The organism is Candidatus Eremiobacteraceae bacterium, from assembly GCA_035710745.1.
Classification (GTDB): domain Bacteria; phylum Vulcanimicrobiota; class Vulcanimicrobiia; order Eremiobacterales; family Eremiobacteraceae; genus JANWLL01.
Genome location: DASTCX010000030.1, coordinates 14,107 through 28,125 on the forward strand (window position 1 = coordinate 14,107; position 14,019 = coordinate 28,125).

The 14,019-nt window shown below is 66.1% G+C and carries 12 protein-coding genes; 4 read left to right on the plus strand and 8 right to left on the minus strand.

Translation table 11 applies throughout. From position 1 onward, the window contains the following. Positions 1-8 precede the first annotated feature (8 nt). Positions 9-1,667 carry a urocanate hydratase gene (gene hutU, locus VFO25_11485; GenBank protein ID HET9343523.1) on the plus strand — a complete coding sequence of 553 codons (1,659 nt, stop codon included), beginning with the start codon at positions 9-11 and terminating at the stop codon, positions 1,665-1,667. A 101-nt stretch (positions 1,668-1,768) separates the two neighbouring features. Here hutU and VFO25_11490 read toward each other — a convergent pair whose 3' ends face one another. The 7 genes from VFO25_11490 to VFO25_11520 all read right to left on the minus strand — a co-directional run bounded on the left by VFO25_11490 (position 1,769) and on the right by VFO25_11520 (position 10,015). Then, complete coding sequence (locus VFO25_11490; GenBank protein ID HET9343524.1) at positions 1,769-2,686, minus strand: 5'-3' exonuclease H3TH domain-containing protein; 918 nt, start codon at positions 2,684-2,686, stop codon at positions 1,769-1,771. After that, a complete protein-coding gene (locus tag VFO25_11495) occupies positions 2,676-3,971 on the minus strand; it encodes an RNA polymerase sigma factor (protein ID HET9343525.1) in 1,296 nt (431 codons plus the stop codon). Before VFO25_11495 ends, VFO25_11490 begins: the two co-directional genes overlap by 11 nt. Before the next feature lie 20 nt (positions 3,972-3,991). Next, a complete protein-coding gene (locus tag VFO25_11500; GenBank protein ID HET9343526.1) occupies positions 3,992-4,411 on the minus strand; it encodes a YciI family protein in 420 nt (139 codons plus the stop codon). 131 nt (positions 4,412-4,542) lie between these two features. Beyond that, positions 4,543-5,460, minus strand: coding sequence for a hydroxymethylglutaryl-CoA lyase (locus VFO25_11505; protein HET9343527.1), 918 nt, complete (start codon positions 5,458-5,460; stop codon positions 4,543-4,545). Then, the gene (locus VFO25_11510; GenBank protein ID HET9343528.1) at positions 5,460-7,442 is read right to left on the minus strand and encodes an acetyl-CoA carboxylase biotin carboxylase subunit; all 1,983 of its coding nucleotides are present in this window, start codon (positions 7,440-7,442) and stop codon (positions 5,460-5,462) included. Before VFO25_11510 ends, VFO25_11505 begins: the two co-directional genes overlap by 1 nt. Beyond that, positions 7,439-8,218: an enoyl-CoA hydratase-related protein gene (locus VFO25_11515; GenBank protein ID HET9343529.1), complete on the minus strand. Its 780-nt coding sequence runs from the start codon at positions 8,216-8,218 to the stop codon at positions 7,439-7,441. The genes VFO25_11510 and VFO25_11515 overlap by 4 nt, the downstream gene beginning before the upstream one ends. Before the next feature lie 69 nt (positions 8,219-8,287). Beyond that, a complete protein-coding gene (locus VFO25_11520) occupies positions 8,288-10,015 on the minus strand; it encodes a carboxyl transferase domain-containing protein (protein HET9343530.1) in 1,728 nt (575 codons plus the stop codon). Here VFO25_11520 and ftcD point away from each other — a divergent pair. The 3 genes from ftcD to VFO25_11535 are packed head-to-tail and all read left to right on the plus strand — an operon-like array spanning position 9,978 to position 12,582. Beyond that, entirely contained in the window at positions 9,978-10,853 is an 876-nt protein-coding gene (gene ftcD / locus VFO25_11525; GenBank protein HET9343531.1) for a glutamate formimidoyltransferase, read from the plus strand. The two genes, VFO25_11520 and ftcD, sit on opposite strands and share 38 nt — an antisense overlap. Then, positions 10,847-12,133, plus strand: a complete 1,287-nt coding sequence (hutI, locus tag VFO25_11530) for an imidazolonepropionase (GenBank protein ID HET9343532.1) — start codon at positions 10,847-10,849, stop codon at positions 12,131-12,133. Before ftcD ends, hutI begins: the two co-directional genes overlap by 7 nt. Further along, on the plus strand, positions 12,130-12,582 hold the full coding sequence (locus tag VFO25_11535; GenBank protein ID HET9343533.1) for an ATP-binding protein: 453 nt from the start codon (positions 12,130-12,132) through the stop codon (positions 12,580-12,582). The genes hutI and VFO25_11535 overlap by 4 nt, the downstream gene beginning before the upstream one ends. Here the strand turns inward: VFO25_11535 and pfp are convergent. Continuing rightward, positions 12,520-14,016, minus strand: coding sequence for a diphosphate--fructose-6-phosphate 1-phosphotransferase (gene pfp / locus VFO25_11540; GenBank protein ID HET9343534.1), 1,497 nt, complete (start codon positions 14,014-14,016; stop codon positions 12,520-12,522). The genes VFO25_11535 and pfp overlap by 63 nt on opposite strands. Positions 14,017-14,019: the final 3 nt, after the last annotated feature.

Below are 14,019 nucleotides of genomic sequence, written 5' to 3' on the forward strand. Positions count from 1 at the left end.
AGGAAGCGATGAGCACGACGCACGCTGACCGCGTGATCCGGGCGCCGCGCGGACCGCAGCTGTCCTGCAACGGCTGGGGCCAGGAAGCTGCGATGCGGATGCTCATGAACAACCTCGACCCAGAGGTCGCCGAGCGGCCCGAAGATCTCGTCGTGTATGGCGGCAGCGGTCGAGCGGCACGATCATGGGAAGCGTACGACGCCATCGTCCGCACGCTCAAGCGTTTGAAGAACGATGAGACGCTGCTCGTCCAGTCCGGCAAGCCCGTCGCCGTCTTCAAGACGCACGAGGCTGCACCACGCGTCCTCATCTCGAACGCGATGCTCGTGCCTGCGTGGGCCGATTGGGATACGTTCCGCAAACTCGAAGCCGCTGGTCTCACGATGTACGGACAGATGACCGCCGGTTCGTGGATCTACATCGGCACGCAAGGCATCTTACAGGGGACCTACGAGACCTTTGGCGCGCTCGCGCGCAAGCATTTCGGCGGATCGCTCAAGGGCCGCATCGTGCTCACTGCGGGACTCGGCGGCATGGGCGGCGCGCAGCCACTCGCAGTGACGATGAACGGTGGCGTCGCGATCTGCGTCGAGATCGATCCGGAGCACGCGCGCCGGCGGATCGAAGGAAAGTATTGCGACGTGGCCGCGTCGACGATCGACGAGGCGCTCGAGCTTGCGACCGATGCTGCGAAAGACGAGCGCGCGCTTTCCATCGCCCTCATCGGCAATGCCGCAGATGTCTTCCCCGACCTGCTTCGCCGCCATGCGCCGATCGACGTCGTCACCGACCAGACCGCCGCGCATGACGTGCTCACAGGTTACGTCCCACGCGGCATGACGATCGAAGGGGCGGACGAGCTGCGCGAGCAGGATCCGAAGCAGTACGAACACCGCGCGCTCGAATCGATCGTCGCGCACGTCGACGCGATGATCGGTTTTCAGAAGCACGGCGCGATCGTCTTCGACTACGGCAACAACATCCGTCATCAAGCCGCCCGCGGCGGCGTCAAGGACGCGTTCGCGTTCCCAGGCTTCACCCCGGCCTTCATCCGGCCGCTGTTCTGCGAGGGTAAGGGGCCGTTCAGGTGGGCGGCGCTGTCGGGCGATCCAGCGGACATCGCGGCGCTCGACGACGCACTCCTCGAAACGTTCCCAGACGACGAACATCTCCATCGCTGGATCGCGCTCGCACGCGAGCGCGTGAAATTCCAGGGTTTGCCAGCGCGCATCTGCTGGCTCGGCTACGGCGAACGGGCGAAGTTCGGCCTGCGCATCAACTCGATGGTCCGCTCCGGAGAGTTGAAAGCGCCGATCGTCATCGGCCGCGACCACCTCGACACGGGATCGGTCGCATCGCCGTACCGCGAGACCGAGGCGATGCTCGACGGATCCGACGCGATCGCCGACTGGCCGATCCTCAACGCGCTGCTCAACGCTGTTGGCGGCGCCCATTGGGTGAGCGTCCATCACGGCGGCGGGGTCGGCATCGGCTATTCGATCCATGCGGGCATGGTCGTCGTCGCCGATGGTTCAGACGATGCGCAAGCGCGGTTGACACGCGTCCTGACGACGGACCCGGGCATCGGCATCGTCCGTCACGCTGATGCAGGCTACGAAGAGGCGATCGAAGCCGCCGATCATCACGGGATCGATTGGAGGCTCTGAATTTGGAACGGCCGCCTCTGGACATACGTCGGGCCAAGCTCACGGGTTGATGCAAGGCCGCGGCGGTCGACCGTAAAGGTCGACCGCTCCATTGTTGGGGACTAGCCGTTCGCGATGCGGCGCGCGCGCTCGAGCATCTCGGGCGCTTTGAGCCGCTCGGTCATCGTTTTGAATTCCGCCTTCGGGCCGCCCCATCGAAGTTCGTCGATCGAGTCAAAGACCGGCACGTCCGTCCGCAGCGTCGCGAGCTCGCGGAAGAGCAGCGCGTCATCCCACGATTTCGTCAGCGACTCGGATAGCGCACGCGCACGAGCGATCGACGGATCCCACTGGCGCCAATCTTTCGGGATCGCCTCGAGATGGACGTAGCGCGAGAGCGCCGCCGAGGCCGCTTTCGCGCCCCAACCGGCGATGCCGGGAAAGCCGTCGGCGCTGTCGCCGACGACCGCGAGATAGTCGGGGATGGACTCCGGTTTGACGCCGAACTTGTCGACGACGCCTTGCTCGTCGCGTACGACGTCACGCCGGCGATCGAGCTGGACGATCCGCGTTCCCGAGACGCATTGGCCGAGATCCTTATCCGGCGTACAGACGATGACGCGCCTGACGCGCGAGTCGGCCGCCGCTTTGACCGCCGCCGCCGCGAGCGCGTCGTCGGCCTCGACGTCGACCATCGGCCACACGAGCGTGCCGAGCGCGTCGAGAGCCGCTTCGAGGATCGGGAATTGCGACATGAGCTCCGGGTCGACACCTTCACCCGTCTTGTAGCCGCGATAGAGGTCGTTACGGAATGATTCGATGACGTGATCAGTCGCGACGCCGATATAGCGTACGCCGCTCTCGAGCATCGACAGCACCGATGCGACGACGCCTCGCACCGCACCGATCTCTTGACCGCCGGCGTCGCGCGACGGCGGAACAGCGAAGAAATGCCGGAAGAGCTCGTACGTGCCATCGACGAGGTAGACGTCGATCGTCGCGCTGGCGTCTTTCCCCGCCTTCGTCGTCTTAGCCGGCATCGCGTTTCGTTTGCGCATCGGCGCTCCGGCGCGCGCACGTCGCAGCGCGCTTGAGGAGCAGATCGCGTTCGCGAGCGTTCCTCGTGAGCGAGGCCGCGCGCGCGTACTCCGCACGCGCTTCGGAAAAACGCCCGAGTTCGGCGAGCAAGTGCCCGCGGACGCTCGGCAGCAGATAGTACGTCGCGAGCGTGCGCTCGCTGGCGAGCGAATCGACTATCGTCAGACCTGCTTGCGGACCGAACGCCATGCCGACCGCGACCGCGCGATTGAGGTCGACGATCGGCGATGGGTCCAGCTGTGCGAGCGCGTCGTAAAGCGCGACGATCCGAGCCCAGTCGGTGTCGGCGGCGGTATGTGCTCGCGCGTGGCACGCCGCGATCGCTGCTTGGAGCGCGTACGGCCCAAGCGCGCCGCCGAGCCGCTCCGCTCGGTCGAGCGCAGCGAGACCGCGCCGAACGAGCAGGCGATCCCAGCGCGAGCGGTCTTGGTCGAGAAGCAAGACCGGCTCGCCCGACGACCCGATCCGCGCGCGCAGGCGCGAAGCCTGGATCTCCATGAGCGCCACGAGCCCATGGGCCTCCGATTCCTGCGGCACCAGTTCGGCGACGATGCGGCCGAGACGAAGCGCGTCGTTGCACAGCTCCGGCCGAACCCAGTCGTCACCGGCGGTCGCGGAGTAGCCCTCGTTGAAGATTAGGTAGATGACCTCGAGCACTGCGGGCAGACGCTTCTCGAGTTCTCCGCCGCTGGGTGCCTCGAAAGGCACGCGCGCCTCCGACAGCGTCCGCTTCGCGCGGACGATCCGTTGAGCGATCGTCGCCTCGGGAACGAGGAACGCTCCCGCTATCTCTTCGGTCGTCAGGCCGCCCACGAGGCGAAGCGTCAGCGCGACGCGTGCATCGAGCGAGAGCACTGGGTGGCACGCGACGAAGATCAGCCTGAGCATATCGTCTTTGAAGTCGTCGAGCATCGAGTCGACGTCATCGCTTTGCACTTGATCCGCTCGGACATCCGCCGCGACCTCGTCGCGCTTATCGTCGAAACGTTGCGAGCGGCGCACGCGGTCGATCGCTCGATGCTTCGCCGTCGCCATGAGCCAGGCGGCTGGATTGTCGGGCACGCCGGTCTGCGGCCACCGTTCGAGCGCTACGACGAGCGCGTCGTGCGCGAGTTCCTCCGCAACGGCGACGTCGCGCACGATCCGCGCGATCCCGGCGATGAGCCGTGCCGACTCTATCCTCCAGACCGCGTCGATCGTGCGCTTGACGTCCGCCTCCGGCATCATGTCCTCGTCGAGTCGAGCAGCTATTTCTTCGTCAACTGCTCTCCGAGCTCGCGTGCTTCCTTGACCGCCGGGATGTCGCCGAAGTCTTCAAGTTCGAAGACCCGGCGGATCTCGAGGTGCGTCTCGGCGCCATCGGGGTGCGGGTTCGGCGCTCGCTTCGCCCACTCGATCGCCTCGTCGAGCGACTTCGCCTGGATCACCCAGAAGCCGGCGATGAGCTCCTTCGTTTCGGCGAACGGACCGTCGACGACGGACCGTTTGTCGCCCTTGAAAACCACTCGCGCGCCTTGCGACGACGGTGCGAGTCCGTCGAGGTCGAGCAGGACGCCCGCCTTCGCGAGCTCCTGGTTGTACTTGTTCATCGAGCTGATGAGCTCGTTGCTCGGCAGGACGCCTTTCTCCGAGTTCTCGCTCGCCTTGACGATCATCATGAAACGCATGGTATGTCTCCTCATCAATCTTCTGCTTTTGAGCCGAGGCTCTACAAGCACGTCGGATGAGGGTCCTCGGAATCGACATGATGCGTCGGAATTCTGTCCCGATGCGTGAATTTATTTGTCGACGGATGCGCCTATTTCGGCGCGGTCGCCGCTTGGTAGTATTTGCTCGTCGGTGGGTGATCGAGCGAGTCTGCGATGAGGCGCGTCGCGGCGACGACGCCTTCGAGCGAGACGCCGGTCTCGATTCCCATGCCGTGAAGCATGTAGAGAAGATCTTCCGTCGCAAGGTTGCCCGCCGCGCCCGGCGCATATGGGCACCCGCCGAGGCCGCCCGATGACGAATCGAAGATCGCAATGCCGAGCTCGAGCGCGGCGACGACGTTCGCCAGCGCGGTGCCGCGAGTATCGTGGAAATGCATCGCGAGACGGCCGACGTCGATATGCTGCTTCAACGCTTCGCTCACCGCGACGACCTGATTCGGCGTCGCGACACCGATCGTATCGCCGATGCTCACTTCATCGATGCCGATGTCGATGAGGCGCCGCGACACGTCGACCACGGCGCGCGGCGCGATCGCACCTTCGTATGGACAGCCGAATGCAGTCGAGACGTACCCGCGTACTCGGACGTTGCGCTCGCGTGCCAAGGCGATGACCGGCACGAAGCGCTCGATCGACTCCGCGATCGTCGCGTTCGTGTTGCGCTTGTTGAACGTCTCCGATGCCGCGGTGAAGACCGACACTTCGCGCGCGCCCGCCGCAAGTGCGCGCTCCATCCCGCGCGCGTTCGGCACGAGGACAGGATATCGAACCCCGGTGCGTCGCTCGATGCCGCGCATGACGTCTTCGGCGTCCGCGAGCTGCGGGATCCAGCGCGGGTCGACGAACGAGGTCGCCTCGATGATGGGTAACCCCGCGGCTGCAAGGGCGTCGATGTAGGCGATCTTCGTCGCGGTCGGCACGACGCGCGCTTCGTTCTGCAACCCGTCGCGCGGTCCGACTTCGACGAGCGTCACTCGTGCGGGCAGCGCTGCGAAGACATCCGCCATCAAGCGTACGCCTCGAGCGCCACGAGAACATCGCCGGCGCCGACCGTATCGCCCGGCGTCACGTCGACCGACCGGACGACGGCGTCGTACGGCGCGAGGACCGTGTGCTCCATCTTCATCGCTTCCATGACGACGAGGACGTCGCGCGCGCTGACCTCGTCACCGGCGCGAACCGGCGTCTTGACGATCTTGCCGCTCATCGGCGCCTCGACGACGCCGGCACCCGACCCCGTGCCGTGTCCGTGTCCGCTTGATTGTGCCGAAGGCGGCGCGAGCAGCGCGAAGTCGCGGACGAAGCCCCCAATCGCGACCGAGATCTTTCCGCGCGACGGCCATGCGGCAAATCGTGTCGTCGCTCCCGCGTGCGCGATCGTCGAGCCGGCACCGTCAAAAAAAACGATCGCCTCTTCGGCGCCGCTCGTGCACGACCATCGGCCGTCCGCTCCGAGCAGGACCATCACGGGCGTTGCTTCGTGACCCGCGAACACGATCGTCCGCGGCTCTGCGGCGTGCCGCCAGGCGCCCAACCTGCGCCAGACCGACCCGGAGGCCGCGTCGTCCGGCTGGCCCGCCGCGGCGGCGGCGGCCGCGAGCAGCGCGACATCGTCGTGAACGCCTGCGAGCAGCATCTCCGGACGAAAATGTTCGTCGATGAACGCGGTCGTCGTCTCGCCGCGGCGAAACGCATCGTGCCCGACGAGCCAGCGAAGGAACGCGATGTTCGTCGTCACGCCGCCGACGATGAAGTCGTCGAGCGCCGCGGCCATCCGCTCGATGCACGCGTCGCGCGTCCGGTCGTACGCGATGAGTTTGGCGAGCATCGGGTCGTAGTCGATCGTCACGTCTGAGCCCGCCTCGACGCCGGTGTCGACGCGAAGCCCCGGACCCGTCGGCGCTTCGAACGCCGTGATGCGGCCGATCGATGGAAGGAAACCGCGCGCCGCATCTTCCGCATAGACGCGCATCTCGATCGCATGACCGCGCGATACGATGTCGCCTTGCGCCAGCCTCAACCGATCACCGGCCGCGACGTAGAGCTGTTCGCGCACGAGATCGACACCGGTCACCGCTTCGGTTATGGGGTGCTCGACCTGCAGCCGCGTGTTCATCTCGAGAAAGTAGTATTTTCCAGATGCGTCGAGCATGAACTCGATCGTTCCGGCGTTGACGTAGCCGACCGCCTGTGCCGCGCGGACCGCCGCCGCTCCCATCTCCGCGCGAAGCGCCGGCGACACGACGGTCGATGGCGTCTCTTCGAGCACTTTTTGGTGTCGCCGCTGGACGGAGCACTCGCGCTCGCCGAGGTGGATGCACGCGCCGTGCGCGTCGGCGAGGATCTGGACTTCGATGTGACGCGGAGCCGCGAGATAGCGCTCGAGGAAGACCGTGCCGTCGCCGAAAGCCGCGAGTGCTTCACGCTGCGCACCTTCGAGGGCGTCGTCGAACTCGGCGAGATCGCGAACGACTCGCATCCCCTTGCCGCCGCCTCCGGCCGACGCTTTGATGAGGAGCGGCACGCCGATCCGCTTCGCGTGGGCTGCGAGCGTCTTGCGCGATTGGTCGTCGCCGAGGTAGCCGGGAACCGTCGGCACGCCGGCCGCTTCCGCCGTCTTCTTCGCGGCGATCTTGTCGCCCATCGCCCGCATCGCCTCGGGCGGCGGTCCGACGAAGCGGATGCCGGCATCGGCGCATGCCGAAGCGAAGCGCGCGTTCTCCGATAGGAATCCGTAGCCAGGATGGATGGCCTGCGCGCCGGTATCGCGCGCCGCGGCGATGACCGCGTCGATCCGGAGATACGACTGCTGCGCCGGGGGCGGACCGATCCGCACGGCGACGTCGCAGGTCCGGACATGCGGCGCGCCGGCGTCAGCGTCGGAGTAGACCGCGACCGTGCGGATCCCCATCGCCCGAGCCGTCTTCGCGATCCGCACCGCGATCTCGCCACGGTTCGCGATGAGCACCGTTTGGAACGGCGCGCTCACGTCCAGTCCGGCTTTCGCTTTTCGAGGAACGCGCGCAAGCCTTCTTGACCCTCGTCGCTCGCGCGCCGCTTTGCGGTCGTCTCCGCCGTCCACGCGCGCGCTTCTTCCGCGGACATCATCGACACCGTTCGAACGATCGTCTTCGCGACTCGGGTCGCCTGCGGACCGCACGCCAGAATCGCATCGACGACTCGGGCGACCGCCGCGTCGAGGCCGGCGGCCGGCACGACGTCGTGGACGAGACCGATGCGCAAGGCACGCGCCGCATCGAAGCGCTCTCCGGTCGTGAAGAGCGCACGGGCATGGGACGCACCGATCTTGCGCAAGACAAAAGGTGAGATGACGGCGGGCACGATGCCGAGCCGCGCTTCGGTGAACCCGAAGATCGCGTCGTCCGTCGCGATGACGATGTCGCACGCCGCGATGATCCCCGAGCCGCCGCCGAGCGCCGCACCGTGCACGCGTGCGATGACGGGCGCCGCACAGCGATCGATCGATGCGAACATGTCATACAGACGGAGTGCGTCGGCTTCGTTCTCCCTCTCGCCGAGATCGAGGCCGGCGCGCATATAGTTGATGTCCGCGCCGCCGCTGAACGACGACCCGTCGCCCTGCAGGACGACTGCACGAACCGACTCGTCGCTCGACAGCGCCGAGAACGCGGAGGTCAAGTCGGCTATCATCCGCGCGTTCAACGCGTTGCGGACGTCGGGCCGCGCGAACGTGACGCGCGCTATAGGACCTTGGCGCTCGACGCGTAGCGTTTCGAAGGTCATGATCGACGGAGCCGAGCTTCGCTCGGCATACCACATTCCGAGTTCATCACATTCTGAATTCCGAGTGCATCACATTCGGAAGACGCCGAAGCGGGTCGGCGGCAAAGGCGCGTTCGCTGCGGCGGAGATCCCGAGCGCGAGCACGTTGCGGGTGTCGGCCGGATCGATGATGCCGTCATCCCACAGCCGCGCGGTGGAGTAGTAGGGGTTGCCTTCGGCCTCGTACCTGTCCAAGATCGGACGGACGAACTCGTCTTGCTCTTCTTTCGTCATCGAACCGCCGCGCGCCGCGAGCGCTTCCATGCGCACGGTGAGGAGCACGCTCGCGGCTTGCGGGCCGCCCATGACGGAGATGCGGGCGTTGGGCCACATCCAAAGCTGACGCGGCGAATACGCGCGTCCGCACATCCCGTAGTTCCCCGCGCCGAACGAGCCGCCGATGATGACCGTGAACTTCGGCACTTCCGCGTTGGCGACGGCCATCACCATCTTCGCGCCGTCCTTCGCGATGCCGCCTTCCTCGTATTTCTTGCCGACCATGAAGCCGGTGATGTTCTGGAGGAACACGAGCGGCACGCCACGCTGGCAGCAGAGCTCGATGAAGTGCGTCGCTTTGACCGCGCTTTCGGAGAACAAGATGCCTTGGTTCGCGAGGATGCCGACCGGGTTGCCTTCGATGTGCGCGAAGCCGCACACGAGCGTCTGGCCGTATAGCGCTTTGAACTCGTGGAACTCGCTCGCGTCGACCAAGCGCGCGATGACCTCGCGGACTTCGTACGGCTTGCGCCAATCGCGCTGGACGATGCCGTAGAGTTCGCGCGGATCGTGTTTCGGCGGTCGCGGTTCGCGCTGCGGCCAGGGCGTGCTCTTCCGGCGGTTGAGGTTCGCGACGATCTCGCGGGCCATGCCGAGCGCGTGCTCGTCGGAAATGGCGAGGTGGTCTGTAACGCCGGAGACGCGCGAATGGACGTCGCCACCGCCGAGATCTTCGGCGCTGACGACTTCGCCGGTCGCCGCCTTCACGAGCGGTGGACCACCGAGAAAGATCGTCCCTTGTCCCTTCACGATGATGGTCTCGTCGGACATCGCGGGCACGTACGCGCCACCGGCCGTGCACGAACCGAGCACGACCGCGACTTGTGGGATGCCTTTCGCCGACATCCGCGCCTGGTTGTAGAAGATCCGGCCGAAATGGTCGCGATCGGGGAAGACCTGATCTTGGAGCGGCAAGAACGCCCCGCCGGAATCGACGAGGTAGATGCATGGCAGATAGTTCTGCTCGGCGATCTCTTGCGCGCGCAGATGTTTCTTGACCGTGATCGGGAAGTACGTGCCGCCCTTGACGGTCGCGTCGTTCGCGATGATGACGCACTCTTGGCCCGCGACGACGCCGATGCCCGTGACGATGCCCGCGCTCGGCGCCTCGCCCTTGTACATCTCCCACGCGGCGAGCGACGAGAACTCGAGGAACGCGGTCTGCGGGTCGAGCAGCCGGGATACGCGTTGGCGGACCGGCAGCTTCTTGCGCGCGACGTGCTTCGCCATCGCGTCCGGGCCGCCGCCTTCCATGGCGGACGTCGTGCGCTCGCGGAGCTGGTCGAGCAGACCCGCGAAGTACTCGCGGTTCGCGGCGAACTCCGCGGACGTGACGTCGACGCGGCTGTCGATGACGGCCATGCGATGATGATACTCGCGCGCAAGGGTCCCGGCCTGCATCGCGCCAACGACAAGCCCGAAGATGGCGAAGATATTCGAGTGCGTGCCGAACATCTCGGAGGGCAGGCGCGCAGACGTCATCGACGCCGCGCGTGTCGCCGCCGCAAACGGTAAAGACGTCGCGGTCGTCGACGTGAGCTCCGATACTTCGCATAACCGCTCGGTCATCACGCTCGTCGGCACAGCGGACGGCGTCGTCGACGCGGCGATACGGCTCGCGGGCGTCGCCGTCGAGCGCATCGATCTGCGGACGCACTCAGGCGAGCATCCGCGCATGGGCGCGGTCGACGTCATCCCCTTCATCCCCGTCGGCGACTCGACGATGGACGAGGCTGTTCTGCTCGCGCGGCGCTGCGCGCAGTCGTTGTGGGAGCGTTACCGGCTCCCTTCCTATTTCTATGCCGCGGCCGCGACGAGACCGGAGCGCCGCAAGCTCGCCGACGTGCGCAAAGGCGAGTTCGAAGGGCTGCTCGCCTCGGTAGGCGAGCCCGACCGCCGGCCGGATGTCGGCGAGCCCGCGCTCCATCCGAGCGCCGGCATCGTCGCCGTCGGCGCGCGCGATTTCCTCATCGCGTACAACGTCGATCTTGCGACGACCGACCTCAAGCTCGCGCAGCGCATCGCAAAGGGCGTGCGTCAGATGAGCGGCGGCTTTTACGGAATACAAGCGAAAGGTTTCGCGATCGAGGGCGATGCCGCGGGTAGACAGCCGTTCGTCCAGGTCTCGATGAACGTGCTCGACTTCCGCGCCATCCCGCTCTATCGCGTGACCGAACTCATCCGACGCGAAGCGGCGGCTGCCGGAGTGGGCATCCTCGGCTGCGAGCTCGTCGGCCTCGCACCGCTCGCGGCGATCGCGAGCTCCGCCGCCTACTACCTCCACATCGACGGCATCGACGCGAAACAGATCACGTGGTAGGCAAGCTGCTCGGCGCCACGTTCGCGATCTCGGACGCGACGATCGTGACGATGCGGCCGCTGGCGTCTGCGTCGCTGAAGGCGGGCGTGACCGACGACGACCTCGGCATCATCGAGCACGCGACGCTCGTCGCGGGCGGCGGACGCATAATCCACATCGGTCGTGACGTCGCGATACCGGATGGGGTCGACGTCATCGACGCCGGCGGCGCCGTCGTCATGCCGGGCTTCATCGACGCGCACACGCACGCGCTCTTCGCGGGTGACCGCGTCGCCGACTTCGACTCGCTTGCCGCCGGCAGAGCGCCGACGCTCGGCATCCGCTATACCGTCGAGCAGACGCGTCGATGCTCGCCGTCGGAACTCGTCGAGATCGGCGCGCGCAAGCTCGGGCTCATGCTCGAGCATGGCACGACGACCGCAGAGGTGAAGAGCGGGTACGCGCTCAGCGCCGCGGGCGAGGTCGCTATGCTCGAAGCGCTTGCAGCGCTCGACTCGTTCGCCGACATGCCGCACGTCGTTGCGACGTTCTGCGGCGCGCACGCCCTGCCGCCCGAGTTCTCCGATTACGATTCGTTCGTCGACGAGCTCGTCGCGCGCATCTTGCCGCGCGTCGCCGACGCGAAGATCGCGCGCTACGCGGACGCGTTCTGCGAACGCGGCTACTTCTCGAACGGACAAAGCGCGCGCTTCCTGAAAGCGAGCGCGAACGCGGGGTTACGCCTACGGATGCACGCCGATGAGCTGTCGGCGAGCGGCGGCGCGCGCCTCGCGGCCGACTTGCGATGCGATTCGGCCGATCATCTCAATTTCGTCGATCGCGACGGTATCCGCGCGCTCGCCGCGTCGGGGACCATCGCGGTGCTCTGTCCGGCGACGACCGAGTATCTCGGGCTCGACCGCTATGCGCCTGCTCGCGAACTCATCGATGCCGGTGTGCCGGTCGCGCTCGCGACTGATTTCAATCCGGGAACGAGCCCTTGCCCGTCACTCCAGGTCGTCGCTCATCTAGCACGGCGACGGCTTCGTATGACAGTGGCGGAGACGATAGCGGGCATCACCGTCCAAGCAGCTCGCTCGCTTCGATCGGATTCGGGCGTGCTCGACGAAGGGCGTGCGGCTGATCTTGTCGTCCTGAAAACGTGCGACGTGCGCGAATTCGGCTATTATTATGGCGCGGATATGGTGAGCGCGGTCGCAGTCGGGCGTTGGTACGGGAGCGCACCGTTTTGGGCATCGGACCAAGGGGTAACTAATCAACGGTGGCAACCAAAACCGTGACGACTTTTTTGGCGACATACCCGAGCGCGTTCGATTCGGTAGCCATCGCCCGCCGAGCGGTCGGTGTCTTCGCTCGGACGCGCGGTTTTTCGGCATCCGAAGTATCCGATATCGTGCTGGCGGTCGGCGAAGCGTGCAGCAACGCAGTCGAGCACGGCCACACGACGAAAAGCCAGATCGTCGTGCGCTGCCACTTCGAGCACGACACTCTCACGATCGAGATCGGCGATCACGGCCGCGGGTTCGACGAGAAGCGAGCGCTCAACAGTTCGATTCCCGCGGAATTCCTCGGTCGCGGCCGCGGCATTCCGATCATGCGTGCCGTCATGGACGGTGTCCGCTACGACATCTCGAAGACCGGAACGACGGTTTTCCTCGAGAAGCGGCTAGTAGCGCGCGACCGGACCGAACCGTTCGCTGAAGACGTCTGGCCCGACGCCGGCAGTTGACGCGAGCCGCGAAAGCTGCGGTTCTACGAGGTCGTCCGGCGCGAGCCGGATCATATATTCTCTGCCGACTTTGTACGACTCCGTCGTCGTGTCGACGAGCCTGATGCGCACTTTGCCCGTCGCCGGATCGACGAGGTCGTTGAGGTCGACCGGCACGACCTTGCCGCCCCGAAGCGCGATGAGCGCGCCCGACCCGCCTTCGAGCAGATATCGCACGGCGCCGTAACCGAGCGTCCGCGCATATTCGACGTCGAACGGCAGCGGCTTCGCGCAGCGCAGCTCGTAGCCGATGTCCTTCGTGACGACCGTGATGTCGAGCGAGTATTCGCTCAGCGTCTGTTCGAGCGTGCGGCGCAGGACGTCGCCGAGGTCGACGTCGGCGAGGCGCATGTGGCCGTACGCATCGCGCGTGACGTCTTTCAACCTGTCGAGATCCGCAGCGCCCAGGTGCTCGGCTATCCCCTCCGCGACGACTGCGACGCCATGGTCGTGACTCATCGTGCGCCGCTTGATCATCGCGCCGGTGATGATGTCGGTGACCGCGCCGAGCGTCACCTGCCCGTCGCCGAACTCCTCCGGAATGACGGCGAGCGTCGCGCCCGATGCCTTGCAGATCCCTAGCGCGAGCGCGCCCGACTTGCGGCCCATGCTGACGACGACGTACCAGCGAGTCGTCGTCCGCGCATCTTCCATGAGCGTTTCGACGATCGCGGTTCCGACCGCGCGCGCCGTCTCGAAACCGAAGCTCGGCATGTTATCCGGCAGCGGCAGATCGTTGTCGATCGTCTTCGGCACGGTCGCGACCTTGACGGCTCCGCCCGCGCGTTCGGCGATCTTCTTCGCTCCGAACGTCGTGTCGTCGCCGCCGATGCAGAGCAAGTGCGTGACGCCGAGCTTGCGTAGACTCTCGACGCAGTTCGCGAGCGACTTCTCGTCTTTCGCCGGATTCGTGCGCGAGGTCCGGAGTATGGAGCCGCCCGTGAAATGGATGCGGCTGACGTCTTCGATCGTCAACGGCCGGACGTGATCGGTCTCGCCGCGTGCCAGCCACCGGTAACCATCGATCAATCCGACGACGTCGCATCCGCTGTTGATCGCTTCTATCGCGGCGGACGCGATCACCCCATTGATCCCCGGCGCCGGCCCGCCACCAACAAGTATGCCAAGTCTCGAAGCCACGGCGGAAGTTTGGGCGGAAATGGAGCGGTCGACCTTTACGGTCGACAGCGGTCTGCCTTGACAGGTCGTCCCCGGTCGAGCTAAAGCTCGAACGCTACAGACGAACCCGCTATGGAAATGGAGCGGTCGACCTTTACTGTACTCCCTACAGACCTGGGGTACTCTTTTCGGCCAACCTCTGGAAGGGCGTCCGTCCACCGATCGCGGTGTGCGGACGCTCGGTGTTGTAGTAGTTGACGTAGTTGGTGAGCGCATCGG